General features: G+C 63.7%; 11 protein-coding genes and 1 pseudogene. 9 read left to right on the top strand and 3 right to left on the bottom strand.

Going from position 1 to position 16105, the window contains the following annotated elements; genetic code table 11:
- Positions 1-285 precede the first annotated feature (285 nt).
- From AC1DKQ_RS17200 to AC1DKQ_RS17180, 5 genes are all read left to right on the top strand, one after another.
- Positions 286-663, top strand: a complete 378-nt coding sequence (locus AC1DKQ_RS17200) for a hypothetical protein (RefSeq protein WP_476919650.1) — start codon at positions 286-288, stop codon at positions 661-663.
- 628 nt (positions 664-1291) lie between these two features.
- Positions 1292-1912, top strand: coding sequence for a hypothetical protein (locus AC1DKQ_RS17195; RefSeq protein WP_476919649.1), 621 nt, complete (start codon positions 1292-1294; stop codon positions 1910-1912).
- Positions 1913-2570: 658 nt separating this feature from the next.
- The gene (locus AC1DKQ_RS17190) at positions 2571-3110 is read left to right on the top strand and encodes a hypothetical protein (protein WP_476919648.1); all 540 of its coding nucleotides are present in this window, start codon (positions 2571-2573) and stop codon (positions 3108-3110) included.
- A gap of 911 nt (positions 3111-4021) precedes the next feature.
- Entirely contained in the window at positions 4022-4951 is a 930-nt protein-coding gene (locus tag AC1DKQ_RS17185; RefSeq protein WP_476919647.1) for an ABC transporter ATP-binding protein, read from the top strand.
- Complete coding sequence (locus tag AC1DKQ_RS17180) at positions 4948-5832, top strand: ABC transporter permease (RefSeq protein WP_476919646.1); 885 nt, start codon at positions 4948-4950, stop codon at positions 5830-5832. The genes AC1DKQ_RS17185 and AC1DKQ_RS17180 overlap by 4 nt, the downstream gene beginning before the upstream one ends.
- Positions 5833-5925: 93 nt before the next feature.
- Here AC1DKQ_RS17180 and AC1DKQ_RS17175 read toward each other — a convergent pair whose 3' ends face one another.
- Positions 5926-6171 carry a hypothetical protein gene (locus AC1DKQ_RS17175; RefSeq protein ID WP_476919645.1) on the bottom strand — a complete coding sequence of 82 codons (246 nt, stop codon included), beginning with the start codon at positions 6169-6171 and terminating at the stop codon, positions 5926-5928.
- Positions 6172-6799: 628 nt separating this feature from the next.
- On the opposite strand from AC1DKQ_RS17175, the gene AC1DKQ_RS17170 reads away from it, so the two are divergent.
- Entirely contained in the window at positions 6800-7540 is a 741-nt protein-coding gene (locus tag AC1DKQ_RS17170; RefSeq protein WP_476919644.1) for an IclR family transcriptional regulator, read from the top strand.
- A gap of 55 nt (positions 7541-7595) precedes the next feature.
- On the opposite strand, the gene AC1DKQ_RS17165 is transcribed toward AC1DKQ_RS17170, so the two are convergent.
- Complete coding sequence (locus AC1DKQ_RS17165; RefSeq protein WP_476919643.1) at positions 7596-8411, bottom strand: IclR family transcriptional regulator; 816 nt, start codon at positions 8409-8411, stop codon at positions 7596-7598.
- Positions 8412-8879: 468 nt separating this feature from the next.
- A complete protein-coding gene (locus AC1DKQ_RS17160) occupies positions 8880-9653 on the bottom strand; it encodes an N-carbamoylsarcosine amidohydrolase (protein WP_476919642.1) in 774 nt (257 codons plus the stop codon).
- A gap of 464 nt (positions 9654-10117) precedes the next feature.
- Between AC1DKQ_RS17160 and AC1DKQ_RS17155 the strand changes: the two genes are divergently transcribed.
- From AC1DKQ_RS17155 to AC1DKQ_RS17145, 3 genes and pseudogenes are all read left to right on the top strand, one after another.
- On the top strand, positions 10118-13984 hold the full coding sequence (locus AC1DKQ_RS17155) for a hydantoinase B/oxoprolinase family protein (protein ID WP_476919641.1): 3867 nt from the start codon (positions 10118-10120) through the stop codon (positions 13982-13984).
- Positions 13985-14112: 128 nt separating this feature from the next.
- On the top strand, positions 14113-15477 hold the full coding sequence (locus tag AC1DKQ_RS17150) for an MFS transporter (protein WP_476919640.1): 1365 nt from the start codon (positions 14113-14115) through the stop codon (positions 15475-15477).
- Positions 15478-15720: 243 nt separating this feature from the next.
- Positions 15721-16105: pseudogene (locus tag AC1DKQ_RS17145) on the top strand (sarcosine oxidase subunit gamma); the annotation flags it as partial.

Genomic DNA, 16105 nt, shown 5'->3' with positions numbered 1-16105 from the left:
CGCGAATCCAGGTTTCCTGTATCTGTTTCGGATTTCTCGCAGCGCCAGTGAGTGCGGATGGCGTCGCGGTGGGGGACCGTCTAACGGGCGGTCGCAACCTGGGGCCGGCCCACCGATGTCATTTTCCGAAGTCGTCTGCACGGAACGTCAGGAGTCCTCTGCACTACAGGAACAGCTCATCTGGGGCGGGGCGGGGCGGGTCGAGCAAGGATCCAGCGGGCCCGCCTGATTGGTGGTGCGGTTTGGCTAATTCGTTGGTGAGGCGTGCATGCCACAATGAGGCCCATGACTCGAATCCTCATGATCGGCATCCACGCGCGAGCCCTCGACTATAGCAAGCTGCCTCCTGGCCTCGACGAGGCCACGATGACCGAACGGATCGAAGCGGGGTTCGGGGCCACTACGGCCGCCGGCTTCGACGCCGTCAACTGCCTGATCGGCACCTCCCCGGACGAGGCCGAAGCAGAGATTCGCTCGGCGTTCGGTCGTGATCGTTTCGGCCTCGTGATGATTGGGGGCGGCATCAGGATGATCCCGGAGTACACCGAGCTCTTCGAACGGATCATCAACGTGTGCAATGCGGAATCGCCCGGAATCACCTTCTGCTTCAACACATCACCCGAGACGACTCTGGAGGCGTTGGAGCGTCACGCCCAGCCGTGAACGTCTGCGACGCGATCCGGTGCGTCGACTAGCCTCGGCGTTTCGTGTCGGCGGTCATGAGATGCGCCTCTGCTCACGTGCGGCTGCGATGTATTGGGAATAGGTGCTCGCCTTACGGGCACTGTTGCGACACGGAGCGACCAAAAACGCCGCTATGTCTGTCCAAAACTTGTGTCAAAAACGACGCATACTGACGTGCTCCGGGGCCATTCCGGGGCGGCTTCGCAAACAGGCCGTTGGCGCTTGTAGTTGGGGCTCGGAATGCCGTTTGTCGGTCACGTTGTGGACTTCCGCGCTTTGTGGCGGCGTTCTGGGATCCGTCTCTGTCGCTAGTTGCCGACGACGAGTATGCTCGCGGCAGCTTCCGATGGGCCCGTCCTGCAGTCACCCAGTTGCGGGGTTGTAGGCTCAAAGCATGTCAGCTCATTGGGGGATGAAGACTCAGCGCGGACGAGTACTGCTTGTTTTGGCCGGACTCGTGCTTGCGCTGGCGGGTTGTGCGTACAGTGATCCGCCTGAGCAGCCAGTTAGTTCATCGTCCGAAGGGGCAACGGTGCCGCCTAGGTCAGTTGAGGAAAACGTTGGTGACGTGGCCCGTTTGCTTGGTGCATCCGTAACGGACGCTGGTATGCCAACGGAAGCAGAGCCTGCCGGGAAACTGGCCACTGTACTTGCTCCCGGGGACTATGTCGTCAGGGCCGCGTGTGCCGGCGGCTACTTCGCCAAGCTGACGATCATTGAGGGCGATGGCCTTCCGGAGTCAACAGACGTTGCCTGCGACGCCACATTCCAGCGGTTCCTGAGGCACGCGGGCGGTCCCATCACGATCAGCGCGATCCCGTCGACCGGCAGGTCCTCAGCCGCCGGGGTTGCCGTAGGGCTCAACACTGACCCCTTGGCTTCAGCGCAAGAGGACATGGGCGAGTGGTCATCAAAGCAGCTGAAACCCGCAGTGCCGGGTGAGAATGCCGGCTTCGCTGCTGCGAATTCGCCTACCAGCTACGGGATGTCCGCCAAATCCGGCACTTACGAATTGCAGTTCTTGTGTGAAGGACCGTCCGGGACCGAACTGTCGGTGGCCAGCTGGTCCGGTGCCGAAGTCGTCGCCCCGGTGCAGGTCCGTTGCAATGGGGACATCTTCAGAAGGACAGTACACCTGGAAGCGGGCACTGACAGAGTAGATTTCACGATGAAGCCCGGCGATGGGGCGGAGACCCGCTACGCTTTCAGGCTCGTTCCGCCCATGTAGCCTGCCCTATCCAGACGCGTCGACGGCGACTTCCATCATTGCCACGCGCCGATCAGCCGGGACTGTACTGCGCCGGTGAAGTGCCACAACAAAGCAAAGGGCAGGAATCCGGAATCCACCACGGTTTTGACTTAGCCTCTAAGCATTGAGATTCGTTGGGGGAAATATGAATAAAGCGCAGATTCCCGCTCACGTTGAGCCGCCGTGTTCGGACTGCGGTTCCCGGGTGGTTCCGATCTGGAGTGACACGCGCGCCCGTTCTCCTGGAGTGACACGCGCGCCCGTTCTGAGGCGCAGCCGGACTGGCGCGTTGTCGCCCGTGAATGCGGTACCCAAGGGGCATCGTGGGGTCGATGGTTCGGCGGTACACCACGCATGCCACGGCCGGTCTGTCCTGCCACGCGCCGAGGATGCCGAAGGGGAACCGTGCAGGACAGAATCCTTTTCTGACGTGGGTGCAAGCCTGAATGTCTTTACCAGAATGTTGTAATTCAATTTGTTATACATATTGCCCCTGGAACCCGCGATCCCATAGAGTCGGGCCACTGGCTGGTCGGGGCAGCAACGCTTCAGCCCAGCGGTCATTGGGGGACTAATTCACTTCACTTCGCTGTGCGCCCTGATGTCAGCTAGCGAAGTACTGAATTGGGGGATTCAAATGAAGAAGATTCTTGGTGCATCACTAGCAGGCATTCTCGTAACCGGGCTGTTGACACTTGCCTCGCCAGCTCAGGCTGCGCCGGACACCGGCGGCGTGGTTAGTCCCCAGGGGCTGTGTGACAGCTCGACGGTCTACAAGTCGGTCACGTCCAAGCAAAACTACTATCAGCCCATCGGCCCGGTTTACCACTCCATTAACGGAACGAGCTATGCGAACACGGTCACGTTTATGAACACCGTGTCTGGCTCAATAGGAGCGACAGTGGGCGGCTACGTTGAAGGCGGCGTGAGCGGTGGAATCGCTACCGCTAAGGCGCAAGTGTCTGGCAGCATCACGGCCAGCGTTTCCTATACGACCCAAATGTCGGTCCAATACACTGTGCCGGCCAGGGTGACCGGCTACGCGCAAATCGGAACGAGCAAGTGGAAGGTGAACATCCGCACCTGGAAGTACAACACCAACTGCGTTAGTTCGACCATTGGGACGGGGACGCTGGATGCTCCCACGAGCATCGGATGGAAGACGTGGAATGGCTGACATGTCGTCCGGGATGAGGCTGGCCGGTACCGCGCTTGCTGCAGTGTGCGTTGCCCTTGTGGGCTGCGACGCGGTGCCGCCGCTGCCTCCCGGTACTGCCACTGCTACGGCAGATCCGGTGAGCACCCCGGCGGAGTCCGTAACGTCTCCTGCGATCGTGAGCCATCACGTTCCCAGTGGCGAAAAAGTGATCGCTTCGCTGGACAACCAGATTGCAACGATGAGCCTTGGTCAATTCAGCGTGGAATCGAAGTTCATCAAGGTTTATTTGACGTGCTTCGGCCCGGGGGAAGTACTCATAAACGTCGATGGCGTAGGCAAGTTCCCGCTGCCCTGCAATCAAAGCGAYATTGTTCCTTCSGAAAAYCAATTCGAGGTCAGYCAYCTGAARTCCTATTCGGTRGCSATCGACTCGGCTGTGGGACAGCGCTGGGCAGCRACRCTGGCCGWACCAAAGGGGTAGCGAGGGGATCAGCCGCGGCGAGGTGACGGCTGATCCCATAGCCGGTTCACCAGCAGGTTCTGTGGGCTGCCGAATACCGGGCCGCCGTGTGGCAACCCGGTGTTCTCTTTCTGGGCGAGGTCTCTGCTCCACAGCGTGCGCAGAATGCCCCATAACAGGCCGGAGTTTGAAGCCCGGTGCAATCTTCGATCCGTGACTTCCGGCCCAGTGTGAAGGCAGGACGGTGACTTAAACGAACGCTCTGAGCTTCATATGTGCAGAGCAGGAAATCTCTCTCCGGCCAGCCGTGGATCGTTCTGTCTCCGACGGCAGTCCACGCCGACACGCTGCGAGGGGCGGATTCCTTCCTGACCTGCACCTACGCATGAATACTGGGGTGGGGGCGGTGAGTTGTGGGCTGGTCCTCATGCATTGACGGCACCACACTCTCCGAGAAGAAAGCTGGACCATGATCGAGGCATACGGCCTGACCAAGACCTACGGAAAGCGCACCGCTGTTGATGGCGTGACGTTCACCGTCCAGCCCGGGCAGGTCACCGGCTTCCTGGGCCCTAACGGCGCAGGCAAGTCCACGACCATGCGCCTGATCCTGGGATTGGACCGACCAACCTCGGGCCGGGTCCTCGTCAACGGCCGCCCGTACGCAGAGCACGCGGCACCGTTGAAAGAGGTCGGCGCACTCCTGGACGCCAAGGCGCTCCACCCGGCCCGCAGCGCTGTCAAGCACCTGTCGGTCCTGGCCGCCACGCACGGCATCCGCCGCAGCCGGGTCGATGAGGTCATGGCGATGACCGGAATCACCGATACCGCCCGGAAGCGCGTCAAGGGCTTCTCCCTCGGCATGGGCCAACGGCTCGGTATCGCCGCTGCTCTGCTGGGCGACCCAAGAACCGTGATCTTCGACGAGCCGGTGAACGGACTCGACCCCGAGGGTGTCCAGTGGGTACGCACACTGTCCCGTCACCTCGCCTCCGAAGGCCGGGCCGTGTTCCTGTCCTCGCACCTGATGAGCGAGATGTCTCAGACCGCCGACCACCTGATCGTCATCGGCCGCGGCCGGATCATCGCCGATGCTCCTGTCGCACAGATCCTCGCCAACGGGCAGGACCGGACACTGGTCCGCAGCGACCAGGCGGGCCAGCTCCAAACCGGTCTGGCCGCCGCCGGGATCACCTTCCGCGAACTGGAGCCGGGGCTGCTGGAAGTCGCCGGCGCCGAGCCACGCCAGATCGCCTGGATTGCCCGGGAGCACGCCGCCTTGATTCACGAGCTGACGCCGGTCCGGGCCTCGCTCGAAGAGGCGTACATGGAATTGACCCGAGATGATGTTGAATACCGCTCCGGTGCACTGGCCGGGGCAGGAGAGGTAACCCGATGACCACCGCATTCACCAGTCGCCGCGCTGCGGCCGCCGTCCGCCAGGACAACGGGATAGGGCTGACCTTCCTTCGGTCCGTGCACGCCGAATGGCTCAAACTGACCTCCCTGCGCTCCAGCTACATCATCCTCACCATCGCGTTCCTGGGCATGGTCGGAATCAGCCTGCTCAGCACCCTGTCCGTGGTCGACATGGCCGCTGGTTACATCGCCTACGGCACCGACCCTGCGGGCAGCGAAGCCCAACTGGGCACTGTGGAGGAGTTCGGCGTGATGGCCCGCGGCGTGGCGTTCAACGGCATTGTCATCGGCCAGTTCCTGATTGCCTCCCTTGCCGTCATGCAGATCGGATCCGAATACGGCACCCGCATGATCACCACGACCTTCACCGCGGTGCCTCGCCGGATCACCGCGGTTCTGGCCAAGACGCTCGTAGTCGCCGGAACCTCCTTTGTCGTTGGCGTCGCCGCGGCACTCGTCTCGTACGCCATCGCCCAGCCGCTCCTGGAGCCCCATGGGCTGAGCTACCCGCTCATTGCTGACGGGGTGATCCGGGGCATTGTCTGCACCGGCGCCTACCTTGCCTTGGTCGCCGTCCTCGGTCTGGCTATCGGGACACTGCTGCGCAATAGCGCCGGCGGCATCGTAACCACGCTGGGAGTGCTCATCGTCCTTCCGATCATCGTGGCGATTCTTTCCGGCGTGAACGAATCCTTCAGGGATCTCGGGCTCTACCTGCCGACGTCCGCCGGTACCGACATGGTCGCAAGCCGCACCGCGCAGGACCATCTGACCCAGGCCCAGGGCGGCCTCGTCGTCCTCGCCTGGGCGGCTGTGTTCCTGGCCGGCGCGCTCGTGACCGTGAAGCGCCGGGACACCTGATCTCCCGGGCGCGCCGAGCAGGCTTATTAACGCGCCGAGCAGGCTTATTAAAAGGGGTTTGATTGTAGGGAGCATGACCAAGGCACGCCGCTGTTATGCCACGGCCCTGCGAAACAAGTAGATCCAGGCCACCTCGCCCTTCGGGACCGTAAACATGGACGCGCCACCCATGTCCTTACCGTTTGAGCCTGTCCGAACAAACACGTACCCGACGTGCTCAAGGGTCCATCCGATAGTCTCTATCTGGCCGAGGATGCCGCCGGCCCCGGGCACATGGCGGGTAGCGTTGGTTTCGCGGGCAATCGACCTTTCGCCGATTTCCAACTCGCTGACCCGCATGTGCACTTCCTGCGCGTGCTCGACGAGACCCTGCCGATCTATCTGCGGATGGCTTGGCGTGGGGCCTCGGACAATCCGGCCCTATTACCGGTCCTCTCGCTTGCGGAACGCGTCTGGCCCGGCCAGCCCGACGAACCAGCACCGCCGGTATGAAACAGCAGCACACCGGATACTCCACGGAAAGTCACCGGCGCCGCGGTGCCCAGCCCGGCCCGGCCCGGGAAAAGCCCTTCGCCTTCCGCCTGTTCAACTGGCCGTCTCGACTCGTCATCGGGGGATACTCCAATCATGATGCGACTGGAGTTCTGGCCGGACTATGGTCGCGGAGAACAACTGCCCTGTACCGCTCGGCAGTTCGCTCTGGCTGCCCGTGGTGATCAAACCTTAGGATTAGCAGGGTGAGGTAGGGCCAGCGGCGAATTTTTCGGCACATGTGTTTCCCGGCCGGTGTCCAGCGGGTCGGGCTCCTGGGCCACGACGCCGGCGGCGCAGTACTGGCCGCAACATCCCGGACCGCGGCATATGATGGCCCAAAGAGCGGGGGGTGGTCACGCTACGGGGAAGGATGCAGATGGCAGGCAGACCGAGGCAGGACAACGGGCAGGTCCAAGGAGCTGCGGCCTCGCTGTTGAACGGTCTTGCTGTACTGGAAGCCTTTACCGTTCAAAATCCGGTTCTTGGTGTGACTGAGGTTGCTCAGCGCGTTGGCCTCCACAAGAGTACGGTTTCACGCATTCTTGGCGGTCTGGCGGAAGCTGGATATGTCCAGCGGGATGAGGAGACGGGACGGTATCGGCTTGGACTGGGTCTCCTTGCGTTGTCCGGCCCCTTGCTGGCGGACCTGGATGTCCGCCGTGCTGCGCTTCCGTATTTGGAGCAGTTGACCGAAAGCACCCAAGAGACCAGCGCAATCTCGGTCTGGAATGGTCATGAGGCCATCGTCGTGGAGCAGGTTGCCAGCCCGTATCAGGTCAAACACACCGCCACCATCGGAACCCGGTACAACAAATTCGAGAGCTCTTCGGTGCGGGTTTTCCTGGCGGAGCTGGCGCCGGCTCTCGCGACCGAACTGATCGGATCCGGGCAGATACTACGCACGGCAGGAGATGGGTTGCCGTTGGACCACACCGCCCACCTGCAGGAAGTCGCCCGTCAGGCATACGCCGTTAACGACGGTTCGACTACGGAGGAGGAGTTTGGGGTCTCCGCTCCGGTCCGGGATTACCGGGGCAAGGTGGTCGGGTGCATCACTGCATCCGCGCCCCGTTCCCGTGTGCACAAGCACGCCACCAAGGATGCTCTGGTTCAAGCCGTACAACAGGCTGCCGCGGAAGTATCCACCCGCTTGGGCTGGGCGGCTGCGACCTGAGCTGCTGGAGTCAATGGCGGGGTTTGCTTTCCCGCGGGGGGCGCGATGGTGGCGGTCAGCGCACTGGAGCTGTTTCCCCCGCTCGGCTGCCCAGCCGTGTCGATACGCGTTCGGCGGCCTGTTGCACGGCTTCGCGCAGGATGGACTGACTCTGCTGGTGCTGAACCCGGGCCCGGGGCGCGCTGGCTGTGATGCAGCCGACGACTGCGCCCCGGTAGTCCCGCACGGGTGCGGAGACACCGTATTCCTCGTAAGTGGTTTCGCCGTCGTTGACGGCAAAGCCGAGGTGCCGGACCTCGGCCAGTTGTTCGTGGGCAGGGTCCGAGAGTCCCCGGTAGCCATCTTGCAGCACTATCCGGCCGGCCAGGAGGCGATCCGTCTCCTCGGGCGGGAGTTCGGCGAGGAACACGCGGACTGAGGAGCTGGCGAACTTGTTATAGCGCGTGCCGATCGCCGCGGTGTGCTTGACCTGGTGGGGGCTGGCCGTCTGTTCCACGACGATCGCGTTGGTGCCATTCCAGACGGCGATCGCGGCCGTCTCGCCGGTGGCTTCGGTGAGTTCTTCGAGGTGGGGCAGGGCTACACGGCGGACGCCGAGTTCGGCGAGCAGCGGTCCGGCCAGGCTGATCATCCCGAGTCCGAGGCGGTATCGCCCGGTGTCTTCGTCGCGCTGCACGTATCCGGCTTCGTCCAGGCCGGCGAGCATCCGGGAGACTGTGCTTTTGTGCAGGCCGACGAGTTCGGAGATCTCCGTGACGCCCAGGAGGGATCGCTTGGCGACGGAGAAGGCTTCGAGGACCGTAAGACCGTTGAGCAGCGATGCTGCCGCCCCTTGCGGTTTGTCGGTGGTGGTGGTTTGTGGGTCCAGCATGATTCTCCCTCTTCGGGCGCTAGTGCAGTCACCCGTAGCAGTTATCGTACGATGCCCATTCCACCTCTGGCCGGAGGCCGGGCCACCACCGGCTGCGGGCACGCCGCGGCGCGGCCCAGGAGATCCGGGACCGCGCCGTGGTGAAAGGATCCGCTTAGCCCACGGGGGTCTTGACCGGGATCGCCGAGGTCGGAACGGTGTCGGCGAAGTCGGGCAGGTTCTCCAGCTGCTCGACGTCCACGGCGGAGGAGCCCCTCTGATGGACGATCTGGTCTCGTATCTGCTCCTCACGGCTTTGGGTGGTGGATCGGCATAGCGGGATCCTTGGCGACTGCGGTGTTCCAGAAACGCACTCATCACCGCAGCGCAGCCCGACCCGACGACAGCCGGCACCCGCTGACGGGTGCCGGCTGTCGTCGGGTCGGCCTGGGGATGCCGGGCCGCGGGGCTCCGAGAGTTCGGTGCGGCTCAGGCCGGATCTGCGGGGGTCGCCACCTCGGGCTGGGGATCCGAGAGGGTCTTCGGGACCGTGTCCGCGAAATTCGGGAGGGCGTTCAGGTACGCCACCACCGAATCCGTGGACTCCACGTCGCCGAACTTGTTGTCGATGTCATAGAGGTTCCACTGCACGACGCCCGGGACGCGGTCGCCGATGGTCTCCCGGGGGATGATTGGGCGGAAGCCTTTCGCGATCGCGTCCTCGACGGTGTGGCGCACGCACCCGGCCGCGGTCGCACCGGTCACGATCAGGGTGTCGATGCGGTTGGAGGTCAGGAAGAGCTCGAGGTTCGTCCCAGGGAACGCCGAGGCGCGTTTCTTCTCGATCACGACCTCGCCCTCCGCGGGCGCAATGCGGTCGTCGATCTGCGCCCAGTAGGAATCCGCCGGAAGGGTCTCCGTGGGGATCTTCGAGTACCACAGACCCATGTCGTTCGTCCCGGAGGTGGCGTCGCGGTTGCGATACACGTTCGTGGTGTAGAAGACCGGGACACCCTTGGCGCGAGCGGCCTCGTTGATCCGCTGGACGTTCGGGATGATCGTCTCCATGCCCGGGCAGCTGAATGGGTGGCCCGGACGGGTCCAAGCGTTCGCGAGGTCGATGTGGATGACGGCGGGGCGGTTGCCGTAGCCGATCCGACGCTTGAAGCCTCGCTCGTTGTAGATGTCCGTGCCTGCTTCGAACGCCTCCGCCAGCACTGCTGCAAGACGGGCTTCGATGTCGTTGAACGTCTCTGTTGTCATGGGTGTCTCCACTCTCTCGGGGACCGGGCTTTGCCTGTCCGCAGTTTGTTGCTGTGCCATCACAGTAGTTGCTGTTTGCGCAACGCACAACCCCCCTTCTGAGATTCGCCGGAATTCGCTTCCAGACGCGCGCCGGCCAAGGGATCCAGGGCTGACGTCTTCCGAAAAGCATGAACTCGGAGCAAGGCGATTTATCCAAAAGCGAGTGGGGGTCAACCGTTGACCACTCGCAGCATCCGGCCTGCAGGCGAAGGGGGCGCCCGAAAAAATTAATAGCCGCCAGCCATTGCATGTTGCTCCCACGGGAACTACATTGCTTAGTAAGCAACTTTGTGACCCATAACACATAGATTTGCGGTCTAACCCCAGTGGACTCCAACCCGGGGCTGGCTAATGGCCGAGAGGCCCACGCAGGCTTTCCCCTTCAACGCAGTCCTGAGCCTCACTTCCGAAAGGACCCCAGTATGAAGCGCATCGGAGTAGACGTCGGCGGCACCTTCACCGACTTGTATTTTTCAGACGACGCCCAGCACATCGCCGTTGTGGAGAAAGTCCCGTCCACCCCGCACGATCCGTCCGAAGCCGTTATCTCCGGCATCAAGAAGCTCTGTGAGAAGGCCGGTGTCTCGCTTGCGGAGATCGACCAGCTGGTGCACGGGACCACGGTGGCTACGAACACCGCACTGACGCACACCGGTGCGGAGGTCGGGATGATCACTACCGAGGGTTTCCGGGACATCCTGCACATCGCCCGTCACAAGAAGCCGTACAACTTCTCACTGCAGCAGGAGCTGCCGTGGCAGACCAAGCCCCTGATCAAACGCCGCCATCGGCTCACGGTCAAGGAGCGCATCACGGCACCCAACGGCGAGGTCCTGGTTCCCCTGGACGAAGATGAGGTCCGTGAGCGCGTACGCGAGCTGAAGGCGGCCGGTGTCGAGGCAATTGCCGTCTGCCTGCTGCACTCCTACCTGAACCCCGCCCACGAGCAGCGGATCGGGCAGATCGTCTCGGAGGAGTTCCCCGAGGCTTACCTGTCCCTGTCCAGCGAGATCGTGCCCCTGTACCGGGAGTATGAGCGGTTTTCCACCACGGCGCTGAATGCCTATGTCGGGCCCCGGGTCTCCCGTTACCTCTACCGCCTGCAGGAGCAGGCAGAAGGATTGGGTTACAAGCGGGAGATCCTGCTGATGCAGTCCTCCGGCGGTATGGTCCCGATCAAGGAGGCCGCCAAGCGGCCCGTCACACTGATGATGTCCGGGCCGGTCGGCGGCCTGATTGGCGGCATGTGGGCCGGTCGTCAGTCCGGCTTCGAGAACGTGGTCACTCTGGACATTGGGGGGACCTCAGCGGACATCGGTGTGGCCTACCAGGGTGAACTGCGCATGCGCCACCTGCTGGACACCAAGATCGGCGATCACCAGGCCATGGTTCCGATGGTGGACATCGACACCATCGGCGCAGGCGGCGGCTCCATCGCTTACGTCGACGCCGGCGGGGTCTTCCGCGTCGGTCCGCAGTCTGCCGGCGCCGTCCCGGGCCCGGTCTGCTATGGCCGCGGCGGGACGGAGCCGACATCGACCGATGCCCAGATGCTGCTGGGCCGCATGCGTCCTGACCGCGTCCTAGCAGGCTCAGGCATGGATCTGGATCTCGATGGCGCCCGAAAGGCCATGGAAGGTCTCGCGGAAAAACTCAACATGTCCGTGGACCAGGCAGCCCTCGGCGCGCTGCAGATCCAGAAGTTCGGCATGACCCAGGCGATTGAACAGAACTCCGTACGCCGCGGCTACGATCCTCGCGACTTCACCCTCGTCGCCGCCGGCGGTGCCGGCGCACTGTTCGCCTGCGAGATCGCCGCTGAACTGGAGGTCCCGAAGGTGCTGATCCCGGCCCACCCCGGCATCATCGCCGCCACCGGTCTGCTGGCCACTGACGAGAAATACGAGTTCGTCGCCACCAGGCGGTTCACCTTCGCCAGCGCCGATTCTGCCGCCATCCAGGCCTCCTACGAGCAGTTGGAGCGTGACGCCAACGCACAGCTCGATGCCGAGGACGTCCCGGCCGAACGGCGCAAGCTTGAATGGCTCGCCGACGCGCGCTACGAGGGCCAGGGATACGAGATCCGCTTCAATGCCCCCGCCGGACCGGTCACTCAGGTCTGGTTGGAAAAGGCCGAGGCAGCCTTCCACGACGCCCACTTTGAGGAGTACGGCCACCGCTTCAAGAACGGCACCGTGGAGGTCATCAACATCCGTGTTGAGGCCAGCGCGGTGATGGATGATCTGCCCACGCCGGAAGCGACGAAATCCGGTTCCCTCAAGGACGCCCTGGTCGAAACCCGCCCGGTGACCTTCGAACAGGATGGCAAGCCGGTCACCCTGGACACCGGCTTCTATGACCGCGACAGGATGGGCGTGGGAATCACCTTCGCCGGCCCCGCCATCATCGAGCAGTACGACTCCACGACAGTTATTCCTCCGGGATTCTCCGGAACGGTGGACGCAGCTGGCAACCTCGTCATCGACTGCCCGGCCGCCACCCAGAGCGCCGAGAAACTGGCCACCCCGATCCTGATGCGCGTGATCGGCGGCGCCCTGAACTCCGCGGCGAAGGAAATGGCCTCGGTGCTGTTCCGCATGGCTTACTCCTCGATCATCCGCGAGTCCGAAGACCTCGGCGCAGGCCTGTTCGACAAGGACGGCAACGTGCTGGCCGAGTCCGACTCCACGCCGATGTTCATGGGCTCCATGCCCAAGATCGTCAAGGGCGTGATCTCGGTCCTCGGTGACGACATCCACGACGGTGACGTCATCCTGCACAACGATCCGTATCTGGGCGCCACGCACTCTCCCGACGTCGCGATCATCGAACCGATCTTCCACGACGGGGAACTCGTCGGCTTCGCCGGCGCCTCGGGCCAGCTGATCGACAACGGCGGCGCGTACTCCGGGCTGATGGTGGACATCCAGGACATCCAGTCCGAGGGCACCATCTTCCGTGCGGTGAAGATCTCCGAGAAGGGCGTCCGCCAGGAATCGCTGATCCGGCACATCCTCAACAACACCCGGACACCCACCTCAAACGAGGGCGACTTCCAGGCCATGATCGCCGCCTGCGAGCTGGCCAAGACCCGCTACATCGCCCTCATCGAGCGGTACGGCTTCGGCGCGGTCCGCGAAGCCGGCCAGAGCTGGATCGACTACTCGGAGCGGATGCTGCGCCAGGAGATCGCCAAGATCCCCGACGGCGTCTACGAGACCGAGGTCGGCTACCTGGACGACGACGGCCGCAACTACGGCAAGAAGCTGCCGATCGTCGTGAAGGTGATCGTCGAGGGTGACGAGATCACCTATGACCTCACCGGGTCCTCCGAACAGGTACCGACTGCCTACAACTGCGCCTTCGAGGGCACGACGGTCTCGGCGTTCACGTTCATCACCCGGATGATGTTCCTGGACGAGGTCGCCTTCCCCGTGTTCGTGCCCCAGAACGAGGGCATGCTCAAGCCGCTGAAGGTGATCGCCCCGGAAGGCACCATCTTCAACCCGACGTACCCGGCGGCGACCTTCTCGCGGTTCTCCCAGGTCCAGCGCGCCGTCGACCTGGCCCTGCGGGCCCTCGCCCCCGTTATCCCCGAACGCGTCACCGCCGGCAACTCCGCCCACATCCACTTCATCTCCTACTCAGGATGGGACGAGAAGCAGGGCGAGTACTGGGTCTACCTCGAGGTCAACGAGGGCTCCTACGGCGGCCGCGCCACCAGCGACGGTCCGGACTCCGTGGACAACCTCATTGCCAACACCCGCAACAACCCAATCGAGGAGCTCGAGTGGCGGTTCCCGATGCGCACCGACCGCTACGAACTGCGCGAGGAGCCCGCAGCGGCCGGAGAGTTCCGCGGCGGCATTGGCATCGTCCGGGAGAACACCTTCCTGACCGACACCGCGATCACCTGCGAGGGTGAACGCCACGAGTCGGACGTGCCATGGGGCGCCTTCGGCGGCCATGAGGGCCTCAACGGCTCGCTCGTGAAAAACGTCGGCCGGGCGGGCGAGGAGTCCTGGCCGTCCAAGGTCACCGGACGTCAACTGCTGGCCGGTGACTCCCTGCAGATCACCGTGCCCAGCGGTGGCGGCTTCGGCGATCCGCACAAGCGGGACCCGCTGAAGGTCCTCGAGGACGTGCTGGACGGCTTCACGACCGCCGAGGCGGCCGCCCGCGACTACGGCGTGGTCCTCAAGGAGGTCAACGCCCAGCTCACGGTCGACCTGGAGGCCACCGCCGAACGCCGCGAGGTCCTGGTCTCCGAGCTCAGTTCGGCAACCTGAGCCAAGCGCAGCAGTAAAAGGGGGCGGCCTGGAGCCAGTTATTGACGCTGGCCTCCAGGCCGCCCCCTTCGTTCCGCACCCATCACATCCTCATCACATCCCCCCATCCCCGTGAATTAGGAACCGTTATGACCACTGCCCCAACCTTTCAATTTGTCGAGTCTGATGTCAGGCCCAAGGACGTCCGGCTGGCCACCTGGATTTGCTTCTTCGCCTGGACCTTCGCCGTCTATGACTTCGTCCTGTTCGGCAACCTCCTGCCGAAGCTGGCCTCAGACCTAGGCTTGAGCGCTGCCCAGTCCACGGGGATCAATACCTGGGTGACCGCCGGCACTGCACTCGTGGCCTTCGGGATCGGCCCGATCGTCGACCGGATCGGCCGCCGCAAGGGCATCCTGATCGCCGTCGTCGGTGCCGCCGTCGCCTCCCTGCTGACCGCCACTGTCGGCTGGGTTGCGGGCCTCGCTGCCGGCTTGGGACTCGTCTTCCTGGTCCTCGTGCGTTCACTGGCCGGCCTCGGCTACGCCGAGCAAGCCATCAACGCGGCTTACCTCAACGAGATGTTTGCCCACAACAGCGATCCCGCCAAGGCCCGCCGCCGCGGTCTCATCTACTCACTCGTCCAGTCAGGCTGGCCGGTCGGCTCCGTCCTGGCTGCCGGGTCCGTCTACCTGCTGTTCCCCATCGGCGGGTGGGCGCTCTGCTTCGCCGTTGCCGCCCTTCCCGCCGTCTTCATCGTCATCGCCGGACGCTGGCTCAAGGAGAGCCCCCAATTCGCCCACCGTCACCAGATCGACAAGATGATCAAGGACGGCAGGGTCGATGAGGCCCAGCAGCTCGGAAGCAAATACGGAATCGACGTCACGGAGAAGGCCAGTCCGCTCGTCTCGGTCTTCCGTGGGGAGTCGCTGCGGTCCACCCTGACGATCGGCGGAGCCTTCCTCCTGAACTGGCTCGGAGTCCTTGCATTCGCGATTCTTGGCACGTCGCTGCTTACCGCACCGGACGGTAAGAACATCGAGTTCGACAACGCGTTGCTGGTCCTTATCATCTCCAATGCCACGGCCTTCGCCGGCTACCTTTGCCACGGCTGGCTCGGCGACCGGATCGGGCGCCGCAACGCGATCGGGATCGGCTGGATCCTGTGTGCCGTCTCCTTCTTCACCATGCTCCAGGCACCGAACGGGAGCTTCCCGCTCATCATCGGTCTCTACAGCGCCGGGCTGTTCTTCCTCATCGGCCCCTTCTCCGCCCTACTGTTCTTCACCGGCGAGAGCTTCCCCGTCCATACCCGGGCAACGGGCAGCTCCCTTATCAATGCCTCAGGCCAGGTCGGGGCGATCATCGGCGGACTGTTGATCACCGCCACCCTCGCCGCCGGCGCCGGCTGGATCAACGCCACCCTCTGGTGGGGAGTGATCCCCATCCTGGCCTCCGGACTGCTGATCTTCGCCGCCCGGAACGTCGACCCCAGCAAGGTCCGGATGGACTGACAGGTCCGAACAGCACCACAAATACCATCCGCCCGGCGACAACTCCTGGCCCCCAGAGAGTTCTCGCCGGGCGGATGACATTAAATCCCTACAGTCACCGGACTCTGATTCGCGGATACCCTGCCCGCACGAGGTCTCCGGTCCTTTTGGACTTCACCCTATTCAGTTAGCCTGCGTCCATGCCGAGGTGTGGACGTGGTTGTTGCCGAACCGTACTTTTCGACGCAGAAGGGACACGCAAAGATGGCTGATACACCAGCATTCGAAAACTCAAACCAGATCCGTAATGCCAGGCAAAGCCCCGCATCGCACCTGTCGGAAGCGTTCGTCTCCGGCTCGGCGGCCGGCGCCGTTGAGCTTCGGGAGGTGCCGTTCCTGACGATGGTCGGTGTCAGGGTTGACCCGCAGACCGAAGCAGGAATGCGAATCTCCTCCGTGACCGGAGGCCTGCCACCCAAGTCAGGAGACATCCGGGGTACCGGCGACACCGCGGTGCTGTGGCTGGGCCCGGCAGAATTCCTGCTCGTGGCCCCCGCGGAATCCCACGAAAGCCTGGGCGGCGAGCTCCCCCGGGGGCTCATCACGGCACTGGCGGACGGCCAGGGCCAGGTGGTGGACCTGTCCGCCA

The sequence above is a fragment of the Arthrobacter sp. 05L421 genome, assembly GCF_056397785.1.
Note: the sequence above shows the minus strand (reverse complement) of the source record. Positions and strands in the feature narration are given on the sequence as shown.